Origin of the sequence: Sphingopyxis sp. Root154, from assembly GCF_001427105.1 — a bacterium.
Classification (GTDB): Bacteria; Pseudomonadota; Alphaproteobacteria; order Sphingomonadales; family Sphingomonadaceae; genus Sphingopyxis.
Map to the genome: position 1 here is coordinate 187707 of NZ_LMGI01000002.1, position 21426 is coordinate 209132.

At 65.2% G+C, this 21426-nt stretch carries 24 protein-coding genes; 12 read left to right on the plus strand and 12 right to left on the minus strand.

Features of this window, described 5'->3' with window-relative positions; genetic code table 11:
- Positions 1-2: 2 nt before the first annotated feature.
- The 3 genes from ASD73_RS06535 to ASD73_RS06545 are packed head-to-tail and all read right to left on the minus strand — an operon-like array spanning position 3 to position 1993.
- Positions 3-185 carry a DUF3008 family protein gene (locus ASD73_RS06535; RefSeq protein ID WP_056370821.1) on the minus strand — a complete coding sequence of 61 codons (183 nt, stop codon included), beginning with the start codon at positions 183-185 and terminating at the stop codon, positions 3-5.
- Positions 186-208: 23 nt separating this feature from the next.
- Complete coding sequence (locus ASD73_RS06540; RefSeq protein WP_082521411.1) at positions 209-1144, minus strand: SDR family oxidoreductase; 936 nt, start codon at positions 1142-1144, stop codon at positions 209-211.
- A 15-nt stretch (positions 1145-1159) separates the two neighbouring features.
- Entirely contained in the window at positions 1160-1993 is an 834-nt protein-coding gene (locus ASD73_RS06545) for a DUF4163 domain-containing protein (RefSeq protein WP_056370823.1), read from the minus strand.
- Positions 1994-2047: 54 nt separating this feature from the next.
- Here ASD73_RS06545 and ASD73_RS06550 point away from each other — a divergent pair, with 54 nt between their 5' ends.
- The 3 genes from ASD73_RS06550 to argC all read left to right on the plus strand — a co-directional run bounded on the left by ASD73_RS06550 (position 2048) and on the right by argC (position 5411).
- Complete coding sequence (locus ASD73_RS06550; protein ID WP_056370825.1) at positions 2048-3451, plus strand: leucyl aminopeptidase family protein; 1404 nt, start codon at positions 2048-2050, stop codon at positions 3449-3451.
- A gap of 85 nt (positions 3452-3536) precedes the next feature.
- A complete protein-coding gene (locus ASD73_RS06555) occupies positions 3537-4481 on the plus strand; it encodes a C40 family peptidase (RefSeq protein ID WP_327196912.1) in 945 nt (314 codons plus the stop codon).
- A gap of 3 nt (positions 4482-4484) precedes the next feature.
- On the plus strand, positions 4485-5411 hold the full coding sequence (argC, locus tag ASD73_RS06560; protein WP_056370829.1) for an N-acetyl-gamma-glutamyl-phosphate reductase: 927 nt from the start codon (positions 4485-4487) through the stop codon (positions 5409-5411).
- Between the two features lie 4 nt (positions 5412-5415).
- Here the strand turns inward: argC and ASD73_RS06565 are convergent, their stop codons facing one another.
- Positions 5416-5631: a hypothetical protein gene (locus ASD73_RS06565; protein ID WP_056370831.1), complete on the minus strand. Its 216-nt coding sequence runs from the start codon at positions 5629-5631 to the stop codon at positions 5416-5418.
- A gap of 174 nt (positions 5632-5805) precedes the next feature.
- On the opposite strand from ASD73_RS06565, the gene ASD73_RS06570 reads away from it, so the two are divergent.
- Positions 5806-7149 carry a PQQ-dependent sugar dehydrogenase gene (locus ASD73_RS06570; protein WP_056370834.1) on the plus strand — a complete coding sequence of 448 codons (1344 nt, stop codon included), beginning with the start codon at positions 5806-5808 and terminating at the stop codon, positions 7147-7149.
- A gap of 52 nt (positions 7150-7201) precedes the next feature.
- On the opposite strand, the gene dnaN is transcribed toward ASD73_RS06570, so the two are convergent.
- Entirely contained in the window at positions 7202-8317 is a 1116-nt protein-coding gene (dnaN, locus tag ASD73_RS06575; RefSeq protein WP_056370836.1) for a DNA polymerase III subunit beta, read from the minus strand.
- A gap of 170 nt (positions 8318-8487) precedes the next feature.
- On the opposite strand from dnaN, the gene ASD73_RS06580 reads away from it, so the two are divergent.
- Both ASD73_RS06580 and ASD73_RS06585 read left to right on the plus strand, forming a co-directional pair.
- Positions 8488-8985 carry a hypothetical protein gene (locus ASD73_RS06580; protein WP_056373294.1) on the plus strand — a complete coding sequence of 166 codons (498 nt, stop codon included), beginning with the start codon at positions 8488-8490 and terminating at the stop codon, positions 8983-8985.
- A 232-nt stretch (positions 8986-9217) separates the two neighbouring features.
- Positions 9218-9910: an aspartate/glutamate racemase family protein gene (locus ASD73_RS06585; RefSeq protein WP_056370838.1), complete on the plus strand. Its 693-nt coding sequence runs from the start codon at positions 9218-9220 to the stop codon at positions 9908-9910.
- Here the strand turns inward: ASD73_RS06585 and ASD73_RS06590 are convergent.
- A complete protein-coding gene (locus ASD73_RS06590) occupies positions 9907-10788 on the minus strand; it encodes a LysR family transcriptional regulator (RefSeq protein WP_056370841.1) in 882 nt (293 codons plus the stop codon). The genes ASD73_RS06585 and ASD73_RS06590 overlap by 4 nt on opposite strands.
- Before the next feature lie 151 nt (positions 10789-10939).
- Here ASD73_RS06590 and ASD73_RS06595 point away from each other — a divergent pair, with 151 nt between their 5' ends.
- Entirely contained in the window at positions 10940-11269 is a 330-nt protein-coding gene (locus ASD73_RS06595) for a UrcA family protein (RefSeq protein ID WP_056370843.1), read from the plus strand.
- A 153-nt stretch (positions 11270-11422) separates the two neighbouring features.
- Here ASD73_RS06595 and ASD73_RS23525 read toward each other — a convergent pair whose 3' ends face one another.
- The 3 genes from ASD73_RS23525 to ASD73_RS06605 all read right to left on the minus strand — a co-directional run bounded on the left by ASD73_RS23525 (position 11423) and on the right by ASD73_RS06605 (position 12508).
- On the minus strand, positions 11423-11533 hold the full coding sequence (locus tag ASD73_RS23525) for a DUF3885 domain-containing protein (protein WP_082521412.1): 111 nt from the start codon (positions 11531-11533) through the stop codon (positions 11423-11425).
- 10 nt (positions 11534-11543) lie between these two features.
- Positions 11544-12044 carry a DUF3885 domain-containing protein gene (locus ASD73_RS23155; RefSeq protein ID WP_443027973.1) on the minus strand — a complete coding sequence of 167 codons (501 nt, stop codon included), beginning with the start codon at positions 12042-12044 and terminating at the stop codon, positions 11544-11546.
- 71 nt (positions 12045-12115) lie between these two features.
- The gene (locus tag ASD73_RS06605; RefSeq protein ID WP_056370847.1) at positions 12116-12508 is read right to left on the minus strand and encodes a winged helix-turn-helix transcriptional regulator; all 393 of its coding nucleotides are present in this window, start codon (positions 12506-12508) and stop codon (positions 12116-12118) included.
- A gap of 112 nt (positions 12509-12620) precedes the next feature.
- On the opposite strand from ASD73_RS06605, the gene ASD73_RS06610 reads away from it, so the two are divergent.
- The 3 genes from ASD73_RS06610 (at position 12621) to ASD73_RS06620 (ending at position 15366) form a co-directional block, all read left to right on the plus strand.
- A complete protein-coding gene (locus ASD73_RS06610) occupies positions 12621-13364 on the plus strand; it encodes an SDR family oxidoreductase (protein WP_056370849.1) in 744 nt (247 codons plus the stop codon).
- An 81-nt stretch (positions 13365-13445) separates the two neighbouring features.
- Positions 13446-14690, plus strand: a complete 1245-nt coding sequence (gene rlmN, locus ASD73_RS06615) for a 23S rRNA (adenine(2503)-C(2))-methyltransferase RlmN (RefSeq protein WP_056370851.1) — start codon at positions 13446-13448, stop codon at positions 14688-14690.
- 223 nt (positions 14691-14913) lie between these two features.
- Entirely contained in the window at positions 14914-15366 is a 453-nt protein-coding gene (locus ASD73_RS06620) for an outer membrane protein (RefSeq protein WP_056370853.1), read from the plus strand.
- A gap of 91 nt (positions 15367-15457) precedes the next feature.
- Here ASD73_RS06620 and ASD73_RS06625 read toward each other — a convergent pair whose 3' ends face one another.
- A complete protein-coding gene (locus ASD73_RS06625) occupies positions 15458-16171 on the minus strand; it encodes an arylesterase (RefSeq protein WP_056370854.1) in 714 nt (237 codons plus the stop codon).
- Positions 16172-16218: 47 nt separating this feature from the next.
- On the opposite strand from ASD73_RS06625, the gene ASD73_RS06630 reads away from it, so the two are divergent.
- Positions 16219-16890, plus strand: a complete 672-nt coding sequence (locus tag ASD73_RS06630) for an ABC transporter ATP-binding protein (RefSeq protein ID WP_235534220.1) — start codon at positions 16219-16221, stop codon at positions 16888-16890.
- Positions 16891-19392, plus strand: coding sequence for an ABC transporter permease (locus ASD73_RS06635; RefSeq protein WP_056370858.1), 2502 nt, complete (start codon positions 16891-16893; stop codon positions 19390-19392).
- On the opposite strand, the gene ASD73_RS06640 is transcribed toward ASD73_RS06635, so the two are convergent.
- Entirely contained in the window at positions 19389-20150 is a 762-nt protein-coding gene (locus ASD73_RS06640) for a sulfite exporter TauE/SafE family protein (RefSeq protein WP_056370861.1), read from the minus strand. The two genes, ASD73_RS06635 and ASD73_RS06640, sit on opposite strands and share 4 nt — an antisense overlap.
- 122 nt (positions 20151-20272) lie before the next feature.
- Positions 20273-21424, minus strand: coding sequence for a hypothetical protein (locus tag ASD73_RS06645; RefSeq protein ID WP_056370863.1), 1152 nt, complete (start codon positions 21422-21424; stop codon positions 20273-20275).
- Positions 21425-21426: the final 2 nt, after the last annotated feature.

Sequence of the window (21426 nt, forward strand, 5' to 3'; positions counted from 1 at the left end):
CCCTAGTCGACGTGTTCGGGCTTGCCCTTGGTTGAGCCCTTGGCGAAATCCTCGAGCTGCTTTTCGGTCATACTCTCGGCCATCTCTTTCGATGCATCTTTGAGTTTCGACCTGAGCGTATCACCGCGCTTTGCGCTAAGCGCGGCGCCGGCGGCTTTCTGCTGGGCTTTCGATTTGGCTGGCATGGCAATTCTCCTTGCCCGCCCCGCTAGCCATTAACGATCGTACCTCCGTTGGGATGCAGCACCTGACCCGACATATAGCTGCTGTCGTCGCAAGCGAGGAACAGGAAGCAGGGCGCAACTTCATTGGGCTCGCCCGGCCGTTTCATCGGTGTACTTTCACCGAAGGTCGCGACCTTCTCGGCGGGCGCGCCGCCGCGCGGGTTAAGCGGGGTCCAGATCGGACCTGGCGCAACACCGTTCACCCGAATGCCCTTGGCGACCAAATTTTCGCTGAGCGAGCGGGTGAAGGCGGTGATAGCGCCCTTGGTGGCGCTGTAGTCGAGCAGACCCTTTGCCCCCTGATACATGGTGACGCTGGTGCAATTGACGATCGCCGCGCCCTTTTTGAGATGCGGCAACGCCGCCTGCACCAGATAGAACATCCCGAAAATATTGGTGGCGAAGGTGCGCTGCAGCTGGTCTTCGCTGATGTCCCGAATATCTGCGGCCGGATGCTGTTCGCCGGCGTTGTTGACGAGGATGTCGAGGCGGCCGAGCTTCTCAACTGTCTGTGCAACGATCTTTTCGCTCGCCTTTGCCTTGCCGACATCGGCCTTGATTATGATCGCGCGGCGCCCTTCGGCTTCGACGATCGCAGCGGTGTCGTCGGCATCCGCCTTGTTGTCGAGATAGACGATGGCGACGTCCGCGCCCTCGCGTGCGAATAGCGCGCAGACCGCGCGGCCGATCCCGCTGTCGCCGCCGGTGACGATTGCGACCTTGCCGTCGAGCCGGCCCGAGCCCGGATATCGCGGTTGCCATTTGGGGGCGCGGTCGAGATCGGCTTCGCGATCGGAAGGCGGCCTGGCGATCGTTTTGCCCGACCCGACTGCACGGCGCAATTTCGTCGCGGCGCTCCGCTTGCCCTTCTTTTCCTTTGCGCTTTCGCCAATCTTGCCGGCTCTGGGCTGCTTCGCCATGGCCTTGTCCTTCGGTCAGTTGATGGGAAGGAAGTCGCGCGCATATTCGGCCTTCACGGCTTTTACGAGCGCACCCGTCACCGGCACGTTGATCTTGTAGCTTCCCTCGGCATAGGGGCCGACCTCATAGGGCGCGATCGCGATCGTCATACGGTCGAGGTAGCGCCCGTCCGACGAGCCGAGCCACACCGTTTGCGCCGACGCCGGCGGGCATTTGCCGAAGGGGCTGTCGGGCGCCTCGTCGGCCGTTATCCCCTTCGCGGCCTTCGCGCGCTTGATGCCGGCGCAGAATGGCTCGCGGATCGCGGTGTCGAACGCCTCGCTGCTCTGAAACAGGTCGAGCGGCTTCAGCTGCTTGCGCCGGTTGCGGTCCCAGATCAGCGTGTCGAAGGTCTGCATGCCGTGCGCGCCGCCGGTATAGATCTCGATCTCGGCCGACAGGCTGAGGAAGCGCGGTGTGCTGGTCACACGTTGCCAAGTCTGACGATGGCTATGCGCGCGATAGGGATATTCGCCTTTCTCGGCGGCCGCCTCGTCGCGCTGCGCGGCGGCGATCAACGCCTCACGCTTCGCCTCCCGGTCGCTGTCGAGCGCCTTGGCGAGTTCGGGAATCTGGGCGGCTTCCTGAGGATAAGCGTAACCGAACTCGATCAGGTCGTTGCTCTCGCTGACGTTCGACGCGGGCGCATCTTTCGCCGCTTCGTCGGCGGCGGCACCGGATGGCGCGCCGGGCACGGAAGCCGCGGCCACTTTTTCCGCCTTCGTCGGCGCGTCGTCGGAACAGCCCGCCAGCAGCAGCGCGCCGGCAAGAATCGAAGTGGCATTTCGCCAGGGTGCGTCGGTCGTCATGCAGACATAACGCCGGGAATCGACAAAATATCCCGAGCGGCCTAGCACGGCCCGATGACCGACTATTCCGATCTGATCCAGCCCGACAAAGGGCAGGACGCACGCCCGATCCACCTCGTCGACAAGAAGGGCTATGACGAATGGCTGAAGGGCCGCAGCGCACGCGAACGCGCGCATCTTGCCGCGGTCGGCTTCAAGCCCGATGCCTTTGTCCACGCGATCCTGCCGGGGGACGATCCCGAAAAATGGGCGGTCGTCACCACGGTCGCGAAGGTTGACAGCCTGTCGGCCTGGTGCCTCGCCAAGCTGGGGCAAATACTGCCCGAAGGCCGCTATCGCCTCGAAGGTCAGCAGCCAGGCAAGGCGCTGTTCGGTTGGATGAGCGCGCAATATCGCTTCGACATCTATAAATCGAACGCGCCCGCCAAGGGCCCGCGTGTGCTGTTGACGAGCGATGTCGGCGCGATCGCGCCGATGGTCGCCGAAATGCGCGCGACCGCGCTCGTCCGCGATCTGGTCAACACACCCGCCGCGGACATGGGGCCGGCCGCGATCGAAAAGGCGGCCGAACGCATCGCGAAGGCGCATGGCGGCAAGCTGACCGTCACCAAGGGCGAGGCGCTCGAACAGGGTTATCCGATGATCCACGCGGTCGGGCGCGCGGCGGCAAAGCATCACGCGCCGCGCCTGATCGAGATCGAGTGGGGCAAGGACGACCACCCGCGCATCGCACTGGTCGGCAAAGGAATCAGCTTCGACAGCGGCGGGCTCGACATCAAGCCCGCGGCGGGCATGCGGCTGATGAAAAAGGATATGGGCGGTGCCGCGCATGTGCTCGCGCTCGCCGAGCTGGTGATGGCGAGCGGGCTGCCGGTGCGGCTTCATTGCCTTGTCGCAGCGGCCGAAAATGCGATCTCCGCCGATGCGTTCCGTCCCGGCGATGTACTGAAGAGCCGCCTCGGGCTGACGGTCGAGATCGGCAACACCGACGCCGAGGGACGGTTGGTTCTGGGCGACGCACTCGCAAAGGCCGGCGAGGGCAAACCCGAGTTGATCGTCGATTTCGCGACGCTGACCGGAGCAGCGCGGGTCGCGCTCGGCCCCGACCTGCCGCCGCTCTATTCCAATGACGATGCGCTGGCCGATGCGATGCTCAGCGGCGGGCTCGACCGCGACGACCCCTTGTGGCGCATGCCGCTGTGGGACGGCTACGCCGACCTGCTCGAAACCGACATCGCCGACCTCGGGAACGCGGGCAGTTCGCCCTTTGCCGGATCGATCACGGCTGCGCTATTCTTGAAGCGCTTCGTCCCCGATGGCACCCTATGGGCGCACCTCGACACCTTCGCCTGGCGTCCTTCGGCGAAGCCGGGGCGTCCGAAAGGCGGCGCCGCGCTGGGCCTCCGCGCGGCGTGGGCGATGCTCCAGTCGCGCTACGACCGACGCGGGAAAAACTGAACATTCTTGATAAAGAGGGGCCTGCTGGTCTAATGGCGCGCGATTGTCCGCAGCACGCGGATGTCGGGTTTACACGGGACGGCAAGTGACAGCAGAAAGTGGCGATAATTCAGCGGCCAATCGCGTGCGCATGGGGCGGCCCGGCGCCGCGGGCGCGGGCCGCGATCGCTTTGGTCTGACCGGTACGTCGCAGAGCTTCGATCCGCGCGTCGTCGCGATCCGTCCCGACCTGGCCGATATCGCGGTCGCGGGAACGCATTTCGCGCCGCATTATGCCGCGCCGATGATGCGTAGCGGCGTGCTGCCCGCCGCGTCGCTGCGCGCGTCGCCGTCGGTCGACGCCGACCAGACGAGCGAGCTGCTGTTCGGCGAAGGCTTTGCCCTGCTCGACCTCACCGGCGGCTGGGCCTGGGGCTATTGTCTCGCCGACCATTATATCGGCTATCTCGCCGCCGAAGCGCTCGCCGCGCCGATCGCGCCGACGCACCGCGTGGAGATGATCGAGGCAATGCTGCACAGCGCGCCCGATGCCGCAAGCGGCGGCCCCGCCGTCCTGCCGCGCGGCGCGCTGGTGATGGGCGAGCCCGAGGGCGAATGGCTCGCGACGTCGCACGGCTATCTGCCGCTGGCGTCGCTCGTCGAAGTCGGCACAGAGGATAACGACCCCGCCGAACTCGCCGAACAGATGATCGGCACGCCCTATGTCTGGGGCGGTCGCACCGCGAAAGGCATCGACTGTTCGGGCCTCGTCCAGCTCGTATGGGCTGCCGCGGGGATCCAGCTGCCGCGCGACAGCGACCTCCAGCTCGCGGCGCTCGGCCCCGACAAGGATGTCGATCCGGCGGCGCTCGCGCGCGGCGACCTCGTGTTTTTCCCCGGCCACGTCGGCATCATGGCCGACAGCCAGACGATCATTCACGCCAGCCGACGATGGATGGCGGTGAACAGCGAACCGCTGGCCGACGTCATCGCGCGTTCGGCCGCAAAGGATCATGATCCGCCGGTGAGCGGATATAAAAGACTGCGATAACATATGACGAAAACGGTTTTCATCGACGGCGCGGCGGGTACGACGGGCCTCGAAATCGCCGAGCGCCTTGCGGGTCGGGACGAGTTCACGCTGATCACGCTCGACGATGCGCGCCGCAAGGATGCCGCGGCGCGGGGCGAGGCGCTGAACGACGCCGATTTCGTCGTCCTCTGTCTTCCCGACGATGCGGCGCGCGAGGCGGTCGCGATGATCGGCAATGATCGCACCCGGGTCATCGACGCGTCGACCGCGCATCGTGTCGCACCGGGGTGGGTCTATGGCTTCCCCGAAGTCAGCGGGCACGACGCTGTCGCCGAAGCCGCGCGCGTGTCCAACCCGGGCTGCTATTCGACGGGCTTCATCGCGCTGGTCGCTCCGCTCGTGCAGGCGGGCCTGATTCCCGCCGACTGGCCCTATATCTGCCACGCGGTCAGCGGCTATTCGGGCGGCGGCAAGGCGCTGATCGAGCGCTTCGAACAAGACCCCGACATCGCATGGCGCGGCTATGCGCTGGCGCTGGGCCACAAGCATGTGCCCGAAATGCAGGCGCGGTGCGGCCTTGCGATCGGCCCGCTTTTTTCGCCCGCCGTGATCGCGGCGCATCGTGGAATGGTGGTCGAGGTTCCGTTGCCGCTGAATGCCATGCCCGGTGCTGCATCGCCCGACGCGCTGCGCGCGGCGCTTGCCGAATTCTATGGCGCGAGCCCGATCGTCGTCATGGGCGAGAAGCCGGCGGACGGCGAAATGCTCCTCCGCGCGTCCGATGCGGGCGATGACCGGATCGAGCTGTTCGTCTTTGCCAATAACGATGCCAGCCAGGCGCGCCTCGTCGCGCGGCTCGACAATCTGGGCAAGGGCGCGAGTGGCGCGTGCGTCCAGAATCTCAACATCATGGCGGGATTACCCGAAACCGCGGGGCTGCGAATCTAGTCGCTCAGTGCACCGTGTCGAGGATGTCCTCGATCGACAAATAGGTGATGAGCCGCTCGATCTGGCGCCAGCGCGCGAAATGGACATGGTTGCCGAGCACGCGATACTGTTCGGCGCGCGCCGCGGCAGCAAAGCCCGCTTCTTCGCCATGCACGCTGATCAGCGCATGGGCATCCTCGACCGCGGCGCGGTCGGTGAGAAAGGGTGCTGGCAGGTGCATCGAATTCCTGGTCCGTTTTAGGGTGAGCGCCCTCCTACGCCTCGCCCCTCACCGCGCCGTTCCCAACCGTGATGAACAATTGGGTAAGGTTAATTCAAAAGCCCCGACGGTTAACCCTTCGCGTGCCGATTCAAGCCCCTTTGACGCCGCGCTTTGCCCGTGTAGACAGGCGCCATGCGCAAGATCCTGAAATATGCCGCCCTCGCCCTGTTGCTGCTGCTGATCGTCGGCGGCATCACATTATACGTCATGTCGCGACCCGATGTGGCGCGCTTCTCGACCGCCGAGCTCAGCGGGCGCGTGCCGGTGATGGCATCGCAAAAGACCGAGAGCTTCCCGACGGTGAATGTGCCCGAGGCGACGAGCTGGCCCGCGGGCCAGGCGCCGCGCGCCGCGCAGGGGCTGGCGGTGGCGCGCTTTGCCGAAGGGCTCGACCATCCGCGCACGATGCTGGTGCTTCCGAACGGCGACATATTGGTGGCGGAATCGCAGAGCCCGCCGCGCAAGGATGGCGGCGTGCAGGGCGCGGTCATGAAGAATCTGATGGGCAAGGGCGGCACGGGCCGGAAACCGTCGGCGAACCGTATCTCGCTGCTCCGCGATGCCGATGGCGACGGCAAGGCCGAGGTCAAGACCGCTTACATCACGGGGCTCAATTCGCCTTACGGCATGGCGCTCGTCGGCAGCACGCTCTATGTCGCGAACACCGACGCGCTGCTCGCTTTCCCCTATGTGGCGGGCGAAACGAAGATGAGCGGCAAGCCGGCCAAGCTCGTCGACCTGCCCGCGAAGGGCACCAACCGCCATTGGACCAAGAGCCTCGCGGTTGCACCTAACGGATGGCTCTACATCGGCGTCGGCGCCGACTCGAATATCGGCGAAGCGGGCATGAACCGCGAGTTCCGCCGCGCCAGCGTGCTCGAGGTGCGGCCCGAGAACAAATATATGCGCACCTTCGCTGCGGGCATCCGGAACCCGGTGGGCCTCAATTTCTATCCCGGCAGCGACCGGCTGTGGACCGTCGTCAACGAGCGCGACATGCTCGGCAGCGACCTCGTTCCCGACTATCTGAGCGACGTCACCGAAGGCGATTTCTATGGCTGGCCCTGGTATTATTGGGGCGGTTACGTCGATCCGCGTGTCGAGCCCGAGGCCGAGGATCGCCGCCAATATGTCAAGCGCCCCGAATATGGGCTGGGAGCACATACCGCGCCGCTGGGCTTCACTTTCACCCAGGGTCTCGACCTTGGCGATCGCTGGGCGAACGGCGCGCTGATCGCGCTGCACGGGTCGTGGAACCGCGAGCCCGTCGCGGGTTACAGCGTCGTGTTCGTCAAGTTCGGTGCCAACGGCAAGCCGGTCGACGCGCTGCCCGTCACGCTGCTCGACCAGTTCCTTGGCAAGGACGGCAAGACCACCCGCGGCCGCCCGGCCGATGTGAAAGTCGCGAAGGACGGCAGCGCGCTGGTCGCCGACGATACTGGCGGCGTGATCTGGCGGGTCGCGAAGGCCGGATAAGAAAAGGCCCCGCAAGCGCGGGGCCTTTTTCGTTTCGGGCTTTAGCGGGTGATTAAACCCGCATCGGCATCAGTACATAAAGCGCCGGGCTCTTTTCGCTTTCGCGGATCAGCGTCGGGGCGTTGGCGTCGGCCAAGTGCAGTTCGACAGTGTCGCCATCGACCTGGCCGAGAATGTCGCTGAGGTAGCGGGCATTGAAGCCGATTTCCATCGCGTCGCTGTCGTAAACCGCCGCAACCTCTTCGGCGGCGGTGCCGTTTTCGGGGCTGGTGACCGACAGCGTGATCCGGTCCTTGTCGAGCCCGACCTTGACCGCGCGGGTCTTTTCGCTGGCGATCGTCGAGACGCGATCGACGCCCTGATACAGGCTCTTCGGATCGACCTTGAGCAACTTGTCGTTCGCGGTCGGGATGACGCGGCTGTAGTCGGGGAAGGTCCCGTCGATCAGCTTCGAGGTCAGGATCGCGTTACCGAGCTGGAAGCGGACCTTGCTCGCCGACAGGCTGATTTCGACATTGCCTTCGGCCTCGTCGAGCAGCTTGCGGATTTCGGTGACGCATTTGCGCGGCACGATGACGTCGGGCATCGACGAGGCGCCCTCGGGACGCGTGACGGTGTAGCGTGCGAGGCGGTGGCCGTCGGTCGCCGCGGCCTTGAGCACCGGACCCGATGCATCCTCGGCAACGTGCAGGAAAATGCCGTTGAGATAGTAGCGCGTTTCCTCGGTCGAGATCGCGAAGCGGGTCTTGTCGATGATCTGGATCAGCTCGGCGACGGGCAGCTCGAAATTGGTCGGCAGGTCGCCCTCGGCAATCACCGGGAAATCGTCGCGCGGCAGCGTCGGCAGGTTGAAGTTCGAGCGGCCAGCCTTGACCTGCATCTTGCCCTCGGCGGCGGCGAGGCTGACCTCGGCGCCCTCGGGCAGCTTGCGCGCGATTTCGAAAAGCGTGTGCGCCGACACGGTGGTCGTGCCCGGTGTTTCAACCTTCGCCGCGATTGTCTCGACGACTTGCAGATCGAGGTCGGTCGCCATCAGCTTGAGCTGGCCCGACGCATCAGCTTCGATCAACACGTTCGAGAGGATCGGGATCGTGTTACGCCGTTCGACCACCGACTGGACGTGGCCGAGGCTTTTCAACAACACTGCGCGTTCGATCGTCGCTTTCATTCTTAATCCGCCATCCCTGTGTTTCGCGGGAAAAGTCCCTGAGGGACAGACCATCGGAGGCGATTCGTACCCCGATTCTGGCCCCTGAAAATGTCCACCTTCCTTAACGTACGCATCGCGGCGTGCAAGCCATGCTTGCAAAGCATCCCCAATCGCGCGAACGAGGCGCGATGCGGCGCTGGGCCCCTCTTTTCCTGATAGCGGCGGCGATGCCCGCAGTGGCGCTTGCCGCCAGCCCCACCGCGCTCGGCATTTTCGATGGCTGGGGCGCGTTTCGTGATCCTGCGACCCCGCGCTGCTACGCCCTCGCCGCGCCGTCGGCGACGATCGGGACGCCGAAGGTCAAAGCCTATGCAAGCGTCGGTTACTGGCCGAAGTCGCGCATTCGCGGGCAATTTTACGTTCGCCTGTCGAAAGAGCATGCGCCCGGGCGCGAGTTACGCCTGACGATCGGCGGCCGCCGCTTCATCCTGACCGGCAACGGCGCGCACGGCTGGGCCAGCGACCCGCGGATGGACGCGGCGATCGTCGCAGCGATGCGATCGGCGCCGAGCATGAGCGTCGAAAGCGGCACCGTAACGGGCGGCGCGATCGCCGACACCTATCGACTGCGTGGCGCCGCGACCGCGATCGATGCGGCCGCGCTGGGTTGCGCGAAACTGCGGTGAGGCGCTTTGGGGAATTAGCGGATTTCTGCGCAACTTCACTCGCGATTCGCAAATCTCCGTCATCCCGGACTGGATCTGGGACCCCTACGATGCGCCGCAGCAAGCCGGACCCCGGCTTTCGCCGGGGAGCACAGGTATCGGGAATGGAAAAAAAGCTGTGTCGCGCACCATCGCCGGGCCGGTTAGATCAGCGCAATATTGTAGGACAGCGATTTCGGAACGGACGGACGCGATGAAGACAATCGGCCTGATCGGCGGTTTGAGCTGGGAAAGTTCGGCCCAATATTACCGGCTGCTCAACGAAGGGGTGCGGGCGCGGCTGGGCGGGCTGCATTCGGCACGCATATTGCTGTTGTCGGTCGATTTCGCACCCATCGCCGAGTTGCAGGCGAGCGGCGACTGGGCAGTGCTCGACGGGCAGATGGCGGACGCCGCCAGATCATTGACGGCCGGGGGAGCCGAATTGCTCCTGATCTGTGCGAATACGATGCACCTGTGCGCCGAGGCGGTCGAAGCAGCGACACCGGTGCCGCTTCTCCACATCGCCGACCCCGCCATCGCGGCCATTCAGGCGGCGGGCTTTTCACGCGTCGGGCTGCTCGGCACCGCCTTCACGATGGAGAAGCCGTTTTATACAGCGCGCATGGCGGCGGCGGGGATCGAGGCGCTGATCCCCGACGACGCCGATCGCGCGATCGTTCACAGCATCATCTATGACGAGCTGGTGCAGGGCGTGGTTAGCGACGCGTCACGGGCCGAATATCGGCGGATCATCGCCGCACTGGTCGCGAACGGTGCCGAGGCGATCGTCCTTGGCTGTACCGAAATCATGCTGCTGGTCAGCGCGGAGGATAGCGCGGTGCCGTTGTTCGATACGCTGGCGCTGCACGTCGATGCGGCCGTGGCTGCGGCAATAGCTAGCTAGCTGCGCGCGAGCTTCGTCAGTTCGGCGGCAAGGAAATCGAGGACGAGACGGACGCGCGGGACATGGCGCAGCCGTTCGTGGGTCAAGAGCCACAGGCCGGTCGTGTCTTCATTCTTGGGCGGGATGCAGCGGATCAGGTCGGGTTCGTGCTCGGCGATGAAGGCGGGCAATATGGTCAGCCCCATACCCGAGCGCACGCCGGCGAGCAGCCCGGTGCCGGTGTCATATTTCATCACCACCGATTCCTCGAGCCCATATTGCCGCAGCCACGCCTGATAGGGTTCCCAGACATAGCCGCCGCCGCCGATGAAGGGGTGGGCGGCGAGTTCCTCTCGGCTGTGCGGGATGCCGTGCAGGTCGGCATAATCGCGGCTGCAATAGACGGTCCACGGATTGTCGGCGATGCGCCGCCCGACGAGACCCGCTCCGTTCGGCTGCTTGCTGCTGCGGATCGCGATGTCCGCGGCGCCCGCCGCCAGATCGCGCGGTTCGTCCGCCGTATCGAGATGGATGTGGATGCCGGGGTGCGCGGCGCGAAGGTCGCGCAGGATCGGCGGAAGGATCGTCACCGCGAAGATTTCCATCGTCGTCAGGCTGACCGTCCCGCCGGCATCGCGCGAGCGTGCGCCCGCGGCCTCGCCGAAGCGGTCGGCGGCGTCGCGCACCGCCAGCGCGCTCGCGAGCATCGCCTCGCCCACCGGGGTCAGCGCATAGCCCGCCTGCCGCCGTTCGAACAGAATGACGCCCGTTGCATCCTCGAGCGCGGCGATGCGCCGGGCGACGGTCGTCTGGCTGACGCGCAGCGCCTGCGCAGCCGATAGCGTGCTACCGGTCTCCGCTACCGCGAGAAAGGCTTTGAGGTCGTTCCAGTCGTACATGATGTCTTGTGCGTCATAATGGGCTTGGCGGCATTCTGCAATTTTGCAGAATGGTCCGGCAACATCGTTGCTCCTTTCGCCCCGCGCGATCGATTATCTGGTTCTCCACCGGCTCCTCCCCTCCTCCCCAGCCGGCCGATGGAGACTCAAGATGCAAAAGCTTCTGATCCTCGCCGCCCTCGCTGCCGTATCGATCGGCCAGCCCGTATCGGCGCAAACCGCCCCTGCGAACCCGAGCGTCGCTGTGACGCACCGCGACCTCGACCTTCGGACCGAGGCCGGCACCAAGGCGCTCGACCGTCGCATCTGGCGCGCCGTCGTCGAAGTGTGCGGCACCGCTCCGGATTTCGACATCGCGGGCAAGAATGATGTGCGGCAGTGCCGCCGCGACACGCGGAGCGTCGCCTCGGCGCAGGCCGATGTGGTGGTCGCCAATGCGTCGCGCGACCAGGTCATCCAGGTCAGCTCGATCCGCAAATGATCGGCGGACCCAAGTTGCAGGGCCCGTCAAAGCCGGGGCCATGATTCGGGCACGATCATGGTCCCGGCTTGCTATTGGACTGATAGTCGCCCGAAGGCCGGAAGGCCTGTTCGCGACGGAAGAACGAATTTGGGGTGGAAAGCGGACGTCCCGCTAGCTTTCGAATATTGCCGCCATTCTGCCTCGATCATCGTCAAGCAGCCAACTACCGTACTGTAAGTATAGCTCTTCCAACGGCTTTTTGTTGAGGGCGGTGACGTCCATTCCCCGGTCGTCATAGGCATACACGCTTACCCCCCCACGCCAGATCGACGAACTTCGCGAACACTGGTGCTCTTGGCTTCACCCCTAAATCCTGTGCGATCTGATTCCACAGCAGAATGTCGACTTGCTCCCAAGTCAGGTAAACAGCGCGAAGGAGCCACCGCTTTGCTTCCGGGTCGTCTTCGTCGTCAGGCCACCAAAAATCTTCCCACTCGGCAAAAGCGGCACCGGTTGGGACGCCCAATTTAGCAAGGTGATCAAATCCAGTCCCGGTTGTCCAGCCAAGGCGATCGGCGTCCAAATCCACGCTTGGGTCGGGGAAGGCCCCGATGATTCCGACGACGTTGTCGGATGGTAGCACTGCGCGTGCGAGTTTTCGGGCACGGTCGTAACTCGTTGTGAACCTGGTCACATACCTCCCAATATAATCACCATCATCAAGCTCAAACCGTAGCCGGTATCGCGAAATCCATAAATCGTGTTGCCAATTACGTCCTAGAGATAAGGTCATCTTCAAAACTTATCGAACGAATGGAACGTCCACAACCGGTCGAAACATGCCAACGCGAACTTGCCTTGTCCTCACCCCCGCGCGTCGAACGCCATCCGCGCCCTTGCGACCTGTTCCAGATTGGCTTCAGCCCATACCCATACGCCGCAAAAGGCTTCGCCGAGACTGTGGCCGAGGTCGGTCAGGCAATATTCGACCTTGGGCGGGACGACCGGGTGGACTGTTCGCACGAGTAGTCCGTCACGTTCCATCTGGCGCAAGGTCTGCGTCAGCATCTTCTGGCTGATGCCCGGAACGCGGCGCGACAATTCGGTGAAGCGGCAGGTTCCGTGATCCTCCAACTCCTCGAGAACGAGTAGGGTCCATTTGTCGGCGACTCGGCCGATCAGTTCGTTGACGAGCGTTTCAACGCGCGGGTCGACCGGCGCATTCGGATCGTACGAAATTTTTTCAGGTGCGGGCATGGCGGAAAATCCAAATCTCTCTTTTTGGTAACTATAGCACTTTTGGGTGCCTTCTTTCTTTTGGAGAGTATAGGCGTATTTGGACCTTCTCACCACCCCAAAGGAGGCAATCATGAAAACCACAAGCAACACCATCCTCGTCACCGGCGGGGGTTCGGGCATCGGGCTGGCGCTCGCGCAGCGCTGGCACGACGCAGGCAACAATGTCATCGTCACCGGGCGCAATGCCGCGAAGCTGGAAGCGGCGATCGCGGGGCGGCCGAACATGTCGGCGATGTCGCTCGACGTCACCGATGCCGAAGCGATCGCGGCTTTTGCGAAAGAGATCGTCGCCAAACACCCCGGCCTCAATGTGCTGGTCAATAATGCCGGCATCATGAATGCCGAGGATGCGAGCGCGAAACGAGACCTGACTGAAGCCGAAGCGACGGTCGTCACCAACATCCTCGGCCCGATCCGGCTGATCGATGCGCTGGTCGACCATCTGGCGGCGCAGGCGGACAGTGCGATCGTCAATGTGACGTCGGGGCTGGCGTTCGTCCCCTTCCCCAAGGCGCCGACCTATTCGGCCACGAAAGCGGCGATCCACAGTTACTCGGTCGCGCTGCGCATCCAGCTTGCCGGCAAGGTCGAGGTGATCGAGCTGGCGCCGCCCGCGGTGCGCACGGACCTGACCCCCGGCCAGTCGACGCGCGAGGGCTATATGCCGCTCGATGATTTCGCCGACGAGGTGATGGCGCTGTTCGCGGTCGAGCCGACGCCCGAGGAAATCCTGGTGCAGAATGTCCTGCCGCTGCGCAATGCCGAGGCGAACGGGACGGTTCCGCAGGTGCTGGGGATGCTGGCGTCGCTGTAACAATGCTCCCCTCCCGCAAGCGGGAGGGGACATCACGCGCAATTGCGCTTTTGCCGCTTCCCCCCTATATGGCCGCCCATCATGCAGATTCCCGGCCATATCGACCCCGTCACGACGGGCACCGTTCCCTTGCGCGGCGGCAACCGCATCGACCTGATCGGGTTGACGCGCGACGCGATCGGCGGCGTGCTGGTTGAGGCCGGCCTCGACGCCAAGGCTGCGAAGCTGCGCGCCAAGCAGATCTGGCACTGGATGTATCACCGCGGCGTCACCGATTTCGAGGCGATGACCGACATCGCGAAGGCGATGCGCCCGTGGCTGACCGACCGTTTCATCATCGGCCGCCCGACGGTACGCGAGGCGCAGGTGTCGAGCGACGGCACGCGCAAGTGGCTGCTCGCCGCGGCCGACGGCCAAGAATATGAAATGGTCTTCATCCCCGACGCCGATCGGGGAACCTTGTGCGTGTCGAGCCAGGTCGGCTGCACGCTCAACTGCCGTTTCTGCCACACGGGTACGATGCGCCTCGTCCGCAACCTCGCCGCGGGCGAGATCGTCGGGCAGGTGATGCTGGCGCGCGACGAGCTCGGCGAATGGCCCAAGGGGACGATGGCGGGCTTCGGCCCCGATCCCGAGGACGACGACGAAGAAGAAGGCGGCAATTACACCGCCGACGGCCGCATCCTGACCAACATCGTGATGATGGGTATGGGCGAGCCGCTGTATAATTTCGACGAGGTCAAGGGCGCGCTCAAGATCGTCATGGACGGCGACGGGCTTGCGCTGTCGCGCCGCCGTATCACGCTGTCGACGAGCGGCGTCGTGCCGATGATGGCGCGCGCCGGCGAAGAGATCGGGGTGAACCTCGCGGTCTCGCTCCACGCGGTGTCGAAGGAAGTGCGCGACGAGATCGTCCCGCTCAACCGCAAATACGGCATCGACGAACTGCTAAAAGCGTGCGCCGATTATCCGGGTGCAGGCAATTCGCGGCGCATCACGTTCGAATATGTGATGCTGAAGGACAAGAATGACAGCGACGACGATGCGCGCGAGCTCGTCCGGCTGATCAGGCAATATGGCCTTCACGCGAAGGTCAATCTGATCCCCTTCAACCCCTGGCCCGGCGCGATGTATGAATGTTCGTCGCCTGAGCGCGTGCGCGCGTTCAGCAACCTGATTTTCAAGGCCGGGATTTCGGCGCCGGTGCGCACCCCGCGCGGGCGCGACATCATGGCGGCGTGCGGACAGCTGAAGAGCGCGGCGACCAAACCGACCCGCGCCGAACTCGACCGGATCGCCGAGGAAAAGCAGGCCGCGCTCGGCTAAAGACGCCCACAGCGTCTTTTTTCCATCTCAACAAGCGTCAAAAACCCGCGGATATGCGGGATTGTGACCGCATACCTATTCTATACTGTGTGGTAAAAATAACACAGGTAAGAAAATTGTCACATTCTGAACGATCCGTTCATTGCAGCGACAGCCGCGAGCTCCATTTAGGGGGCGTCGCGACCCAAAGGGCGTGACCGATTAAAAGCAGAAGGAAAAAAACATGAAGAAATTTGCAGTTGCAGCCGCTCTCCTGACGGCCATCGTTGCAACCCCCGCCATGGCCCAGGGCGAAGGCCGCGTCGAAGTGCGCGGCGGCTATGTCACGGGCAGCGGCCTCGACGACGCCACGCTTGGCGCCGCGGCCGGCTATGATTTCGACCTCGGCTCGAGCGCGTTCGCGGGTGCCGAAATCGCGGGCGACAAGGTGCTGATCGACGGCGCCAAGGTCCAGTTCTCGGCCGGCGGCCGCGCGGGCGCCAAGGTCGGCGCCAATGGCAAGCTCTATGCCAACGCCGGTTACACCTTCGGTCAGATCGACGATCCCTATGTCGGTGCCGGCTACCAGCACAAGCTGGGCCAGAACCTTTACGCCAAGGCCGAGTATCGCCACCAGTTCATCGAGAACTTCAGCGATTTCGACACCTTCGCGGTCGGCGTCGGCCTCGCTTTCTGATCGTTTCGGAACCAGCGAAACGAAATGAGAGGGGCGGCCCATCGGGTCGCCCCTTTTTATTTGCCCCGTCGTTACGCGACAGCGAGAATTCTCATCCCGCGGTCGGCAGCGCCTGTTCGACCAGCGGCGCCAGCCCCTCCGCCACGACCGTCACGCCTCTGGCATTGGGATGCATATTGTCGCCGAGCATCAGCGCCTTGTCAGTGACGACATTGTCGAGGATGAACGGATAGAAGCTCACATCATATTTCGACGCGAGCTCGCGATAGATGGGGTTGAACTGCTTAGCATAGTCGCTGCCGAGATTGGGCGCGGCCATCATGCCGGTGAGCAGGACCGGGATTTCGCGCTTCCGAAGCTCCGCGAGCATGGCGTCTAGATTGGCGCGCGTCTGGTCGGGGCCGATCCCGCGCAGCATGTCGTTGCCGCCGAGCCCGAGCACGACGAGCGCGGGCTTCGCCTTCGCATTGTCGAGCACATAGGTCAGGCGCTGGCGCCCCGCGGCGGTGGTGTCGCCCGAAACGCCGGCATTCTGGACGCGCGCGACGACGCCATCATCTGCGAGTGCGGCCTGCAATTGCGGTGCGAGCCCTTCCTTCGGCCCGAGCTGGTAACCCGCGTAGAGGCTGTCGCCGAAGGCGATCACGAGCGGCGCGTCGGCGGGAATCGCCGGCGACGCTTTCGTCGCGACCTTGTCGTTCGTCGAAGCAGATGGATTTTCTGCCGATCCGCATGCGGCGAGTGGTTGGCAAAGAATTGCGACACAACCATATGTAAGAGCAGAGCGCCATCCGGCCGTTCTCATTTCAAAGGGTCCTCTCCTTGCCCGACGCCCAACGACAATCGCCCGACGTGGCGATCGCCGCCCATAATGTGACGCTGACGCTTGGAAGCGACAAGGCCCCTGTCGAAATTTTGCGCGGCGTCGATCTGGAGGTTCCCGCGGGCGCATCGGTCGCGCTGCTGGGACCGTCGGGGTCGGGGAAAAGCTCGCTGATGGCGGTGCTCGCCGGGCTCGAACGCGCGAACGGCGGCAGCATCCGCGTCGCCGGGCTCGATTTTGCGACGATGGACGAGGACGACCTCGCGCGGGCGCGACGCGGGCGGATCGGCATTGTCTTGCAGGCCTTCCACCTGCTTCCGACCATGACCGCGCTCGAAAATGTCGCGGTCCCGCTGGAACTCGCGGGCATATCCGATCCCTTCGGGCGCGCCGCCGCCGAACTCGAAGCCGTCGGTCTCGGCCACCGTCTGACGCACTACCCCGCACAATTGTCGGGCGGCGAGCAGCAGCGCGTCGCCATCGCGCGCGCGATGGCGAGCTCGCCCGCGATCATCTTTGCAGACGAGCCGACAGGCAATCTTGATACCGCGACCGGCCAGGCGATCATCGACCTGATCTTCGCCCGCCGCGCCGCATTGGGCGCGACGCTGCTCATCATCACCCACGACCCCGAACTCGCCGAGCATTGCGATCGCGTGGTCGTGATGCACGACGGGAAAATCGAAGAGCGGGCGGCGTAGGTGCTGCCGCTCGCCACGCTCTGGCGGATCGCGCGCCGCGACCTTGCGACGCGCATCCGCGGGCTTCGCCTGCTCGCGGTTTGCCTGTTCCTAGGCGTCGCGACGCTCGCCGCGATCGGCAGCCTGACGCGCGGCATCACGTCCGAGCTTGAAGTGCGCGGGCAGACGATCCTCGGCGGTGATGTCGAGTTCAGCCTGCCGCAGCGCGAAGCAAGCACTGAAGAAATGACGGGTTTCCGCCGCGTCGGCACGCCCTCGGCCACCGTGCGGCTGCGCGCGATGGCGAACGATCCCGACGGCGAGGCTTTGCTGTCCGAACTGAAGGCGGTCGACGACGTCTACCCGCTCTATGGCACGATGCAGCTGGAGAGCGGCGCGCGCAAAGGTCCGCCGCCGCCCGGCGGCATCTGGATCGGCAAGGATCTCGTCTCGCGGCTGGGCCTCAAGGTCGGCGAGCGCGTGAAGTTTGGCGAGAAAAGCTTCCTGATCGACGGCGTGATTGCCGAGGAGCCCGACCGGTTGGGCGAAGGCTTCACGCTCGGCCCCGTCGCGATCATCGGGCTGGCCGATCTGCCCGCGACGCAGCTGATCCAGCCGGGCAGCCTTTACGAGAGCAAATATCGCGTCCGCTTGCCCGACAGTGCGAACCCCGAAGCGGTCGGCAAGGCGCTGACCGCCGAATTCCCCGATGCGGGCTGGGACATCACCGACAGCAGCAACGGCGCGCCCGGGACGCGGCGCTTCATCGAGCGCATGGGGCAATTCCTGTCGCTCGTCGGCCTCGCCGCGCTGGTGATCGCGGGGATCGGCGTCGGCAATGGCGTCGCGAGTTATCTTGCGGGCAAGCGTCCCGGCCTTGCGACGCTGAAAGTGCTCGGCGCCGACAGCGGCACGGTGGCGCGTATCTATGGATTGCAGATTCTTGCCGTCGCGGCGGTATCGATCGTCGCTGGCCTGATCGTCGGCGCGCTTGCGCCCGCGATCATCGGCGCGATTGCAGGCGATGTGCTGCCGGTCAAACCCGGCGTTGCCATCTATCCGCTGCCGCTCGCAGTCAGCGCAGCTTACGGCCTGCTGATCGCCATCGCCTTTGCCCTGCCCCCGCTTGCGGCGACGCGGCACGTTCCCGCCGCGGGGCTTTACCGCGCGACGGTGAGCGGCGCGGCGCGGGTCGACCGGCAGACGGTCGTCGCGGTCGCGGCGGCGCTGGCGGCGATCATCGCGCTGGCGGTCGGGACCGCACGCGAGCCGCTGTTCGCGCTCGGGTTCATCGGAGCGGCGATCGGGCTGCTGCTCATCCTCGTCGGGCTCGGCTGGCTGGTGCGGCGCACCGCGAGCCGGCTGCCGCGCCCCAAGCGCCCGCTCTTCCGCCTCGCGCTCGCGAACCTGCATCGTCCCGGCGCTGCGACCGGCGCGCTCGTCGTCGCGCTCGGGCTTGGCCTGACCTTGTTCGTGACGCTGGCGGCGATCCAGACGAGCATCACCGCCGAAATCCAGTCGACCGTGCCGCAGCGCGCGCCGAGCTTCTTCGTGCTCGACGTGCCGCGCACCGAGACTGCACGCTTTCAAACGATTGTGACGGAGGCCGACCCCAAGGCCGAGATCAACATGATCCCCGCGCTGCGCGGCAGTGTCACCGAATTTGCCGGCCAGCGCGTCGACGAACTCGCCGAGCTGCCCGAGGGCGCGTGGGTGCTGCGCGGCGACCGCGGGCTGACGTACAGTCCGGTGCTGCCCAACGGCAGCGAGCTCGTCGGCGGCCAATGGTGGGCGGCCGATTATAAGGGGCCGCCATTGGTCAGCGTCGAGCAGGAAGTCGCCACATCCCTCGGGCTCAAGATCGGCGACACGCTGTCGGTCAATGTGCTGGGGGTCGAGGTGCAGGCGAAGGTTGCATCGTTCCGCACCGTCAACTGGGACAATTTCGGGCTGAACTATGTGCTGGTTTTTTCGCCCGGCACTTTCGATGCGGCGCCGCATAATATGGTCGCGACGGTCGCCGTCGGCCCCGAGGCCGAAGCCGCTTTGTCGCGCAGCATCCCGCGCGCCTTTCCGTCGGCCTCGCTGATCGCGGTGCGTGATGTCGTGTCACAGGTGACGATGCTGCTGACGCAGATGAGCCAGGCGATCGCCGCGGCGGCGAGCATCGCGATCCTTGCTGGGATCGCGGTGCTGATCGGCGCGATCGCGGCGAGCCGCGAGCGGCGCGTTTACGACAGCGTGATCCTGAAGCTGCTCGGCGCGACGCGCGGGCAGATTTTGGGCGCACAGGGCATGGAATATGCGGTGCTCGCGGGTATTTTGGCGGTGCTCGCACTGGGCCTGGGCCTTGCGGGCGCCTGGTATGTCGTGACGCAACTGTTCGATTTCGACTTCGCGCCCGACCCGCTGGTCGTCGGGATGACGTTGCTCGGCGGGGCGGGGCTGTCGTTCCTGATCGGGATTGCGGGGAGCTGGCCTTTGCTGTCGGCGAAACCCGCGCAGGCGCTACGCAGCCTTTAGTTCAAGAGCCGCACCACCGCCGACACCGCCGCGATGCCGAGGACGATCGCGACCATCGCCTGCCAGACATGCGGCGGGACACGGCCGAAATGGCGCGCGCCGACATAATTGCCCAGCCACATCGGCACGAACAGGATCACCGCGAGCAGGAACAATCGCCACGTCGCGATGCCAACCCAGAGCGCGGCGAGCGTGCCCGCGATCGCGGTGCCAAAGAAGATCAGCAGCATCGACGCGCGCGCGACCTTGGGTTCGAGATGGCGGCGGAGGTAAAAGGGCACGACCGGCGGCCCCGGCATCGCGGCAAAGCCGGTGAGGATGCCCGATGCGACCCCCGTCCCCGCAATCGCGCCGCGCCCCGGGCGATGTCCCTCGGGCTGCTTGGGCAGCAGCACCGCGACAAAGGCACCGACCGCGACCAAGGTAATCAGCAGCCGCGCAATGTCGGGCGTCGTCGCATCGAGCGCGACCATGCCGATCGGGGTCGTCGCCATCGCGAGCAGCGCGATCGGCACCGCGGTCGCGCGGTCGGCGTCGGCCATGATGATCCCGATCCCGACCGGGCCGATCAGCAGTTGCAGCAATATGCCAAGCACCACCGCCTCGCCGGGTGCGATGATCAGGCCCAGGAGCGGCACGAGGATGATCGCCATGCCAAAGCCGGTGAGGCCGCGGACATAGGCGGCGGCAAAGGTCATCGCCGCCGCGCCCACAAGCGTCAGCGGCGCGATGCCGACAAGCTGCGACAGGCCGGTCAAGCGGCGTGCGCCACGACGGACGGGCGGAAGGCGGGATGGAAGGGCAGCGCTTGTTTCCCCGGCAGCGGATCGAACCGCCCGGCCGATACCGCAGGAACGCCGGGGCGGCTAGCCCCCGCCGTTCAAGCCAGCGGCCAAAGCTTGTCGACCGGGCGTTCGAGCACGTGCGCCGCAATGCTGTGCAATTTTTGCGGTGCGAGGCGTCCTGTCTTTGCCGCGTCGGCAAGCCAGGTTTCGATCGATCCGCCGGTTTCGATCCACTTGTCCTGACGCAGCATCCCGTAAAAGGCCCCGGCGAGAATATGGATGCCATCGTCGGATTTGCGCCAACGGTCGGCGGGATTGCGCGCGACCCCCAGTGCCTCAGCGATCAGCTGGTCGAGCGCCTGCGCCAGATCCTCGTTCAGCAAGCCTTCGAGCGTCGTATAGCCCCATTTGGGGTCATGGTCGCCGACGACGCGCGGGATCAGCGGGTCTTTGGCGAGGATGGCGAGCGCGGCCTTTGCCGCGGGGCCGTCCATCACCACGGGCGGGTGGAGCATTTCATGGCCCGCGTTGCGCACGGTGATCGCGGTGTTCCAGTCGGCGGCCTGGAGGAAGGTCTGGCCCTGCACCTTGATCCCGTGCGGCTTGCAAAATTGCAGCAGCACCACTTCGATTTCGGGGTCGAAGTTCCGGCCGGTCAGCTTTTCATGCAGGCGGATCACATCATAGGCGCCCAGATCGGCCTGAAGCTGAACGATCCGTCCTTCGAGCGCGGCGATGCGCTCGGCGCGAAAGGCCGCGAAGCCCGCATTACGCATCGCTTCGAGCACCGCTTTCACGCGCGGGGCATGCGCGGCGAACCAGCCCCAATCCGTTTCGTTCCAATTGCTGCTCGCGCGATAGGCGGGAAGCAAGCGCGTCTCGGGCGCGGCGGCGGCGGCGATCAGCGCGTCGAGGTTGCTGTCGTCGTCGCCCGAAAAGATGAGCGACAAGACCGGGCCGAGCAGCCCGAAACCCGCATCATTGGCCTCGCGCGACAGCGTCGGAATCTCGGCGCGCGCCGCAGCCGAAAGGCGCGGCGCGAAGGCGTCGACGTCGGTCTGGTAATAGGGCAAATAAAGCTCTCCCCCCGCCAGCGGCCCCAGAAAGGCGAGCGCGTCGAAGCCTTCGGACGCGCGCACCTTCCATTGCGTGCGCATCGGCGGACGCTGATTTTGCGCTGAAACGATGGTGGGAACAGCGAGGGCGGCGGTGCCGAGCGAGGCGGCAATGAAGAAGCGGCGATCCATGA

Excerpts from the sequence above, each read along its gene's own strand:
- ASD73_RS06585 (WP_056370838.1), top strand. The coding sequence starts at position 9,218 with ATGAAGACAATCGGCCTGATCGGCGGTTTGAGCTGGGAAAGTTCGGCC.
- dnaN (WP_056370836.1), bottom strand. The coding sequence starts at position 8,317 with ATGAAAGCGACGATCGAACGCGCAGTGTTGTTGAAAAGCCTCGGCCAC.
- ASD73_RS23155 (WP_443027973.1), bottom strand. The coding sequence starts at position 12,044 with ATGACCTTATCTCTAGGACGTAATTGGCAACACGATTTATGGATTTCG.
- ASD73_RS06590 (WP_056370841.1), bottom strand. The coding sequence starts at position 10,788 with ATGTACGACTGGAACGACCTCAAAGCCTTTCTCGCGGTAGCGGAGACC.
- ASD73_RS06565 (WP_056370831.1), bottom strand. The coding sequence starts at position 5,631 with ATGCACCTGCCAGCACCCTTTCTCACCGACCGCGCCGCGGTCGAGGAT.
- ASD73_RS06595 (WP_056370843.1), top strand. The coding sequence starts at position 10,940 with ATGCAAAAGCTTCTGATCCTCGCCGCCCTCGCTGCCGTATCGATCGGC.
- ASD73_RS06535 (WP_056370821.1), bottom strand. The coding sequence starts at position 185 with ATGCCAGCCAAATCGAAAGCCCAGCAGAAAGCCGCCGGCGCCGCGCTT.
- ASD73_RS23525 (WP_082521412.1), bottom strand. The coding sequence starts at position 11,533 with ATGGACGTCACCGCCCTCAACAAAAAGCCGTTGGAAGAGCTATACTTA.
- ASD73_RS06540 (WP_082521411.1), bottom strand. The coding sequence starts at position 1,144 with ATGGCGAAGCAGCCCAGAGCCGGCAAGATTGGCGAAAGCGCAAAGGAA.
- ASD73_RS06610 (WP_056370849.1), top strand. The coding sequence starts at position 12,621 with ATGAAAACCACAAGCAACACCATCCTCGTCACCGGCGGGGGTTCGGGC.
- rlmN (WP_056370851.1), top strand. The coding sequence starts at position 13,446 with ATGCAGATTCCCGGCCATATCGACCCCGTCACGACGGGCACCGTTCCC.
- ASD73_RS06605 (WP_056370847.1), bottom strand. The coding sequence starts at position 12,508 with ATGCCCGCACCTGAAAAAATTTCGTACGATCCGAATGCGCCGGTCGAC.
- ASD73_RS06580 (WP_056373294.1), top strand. The coding sequence starts at position 8,488 with ATGCGGCGCTGGGCCCCTCTTTTCCTGATAGCGGCGGCGATGCCCGCA.
- ASD73_RS06570 (WP_056370834.1), top strand. The coding sequence starts at position 5,806 with ATGCGCAAGATCCTGAAATATGCCGCCCTCGCCCTGTTGCTGCTGCTG.
- ASD73_RS06550 (WP_056370825.1), top strand. The coding sequence starts at position 2,048 with ATGACCGACTATTCCGATCTGATCCAGCCCGACAAAGGGCAGGACGCA.
- ASD73_RS06620 (WP_056370853.1), top strand. The coding sequence starts at position 14,914 with ATGAAGAAATTTGCAGTTGCAGCCGCTCTCCTGACGGCCATCGTTGCA.
- argC (WP_056370829.1), top strand. The coding sequence starts at position 4,485 with ATGACGAAAACGGTTTTCATCGACGGCGCGGCGGGTACGACGGGCCTC.
- ASD73_RS06625 (WP_056370854.1), bottom strand. The coding sequence starts at position 16,171 with ATGAGAACGGCCGGATGGCGCTCTGCTCTTACATATGGTTGTGTCGCA.
- ASD73_RS06545 (WP_056370823.1), bottom strand. The coding sequence starts at position 1,993 with ATGACGACCGACGCACCCTGGCGAAATGCCACTTCGATTCTTGCCGGC.
- ASD73_RS06645 (WP_056370863.1), bottom strand. The coding sequence starts at position 21,424 with ATGGATCGCCGCTTCTTCATTGCCGCCTCGCTCGGCACCGCCGCCCTC.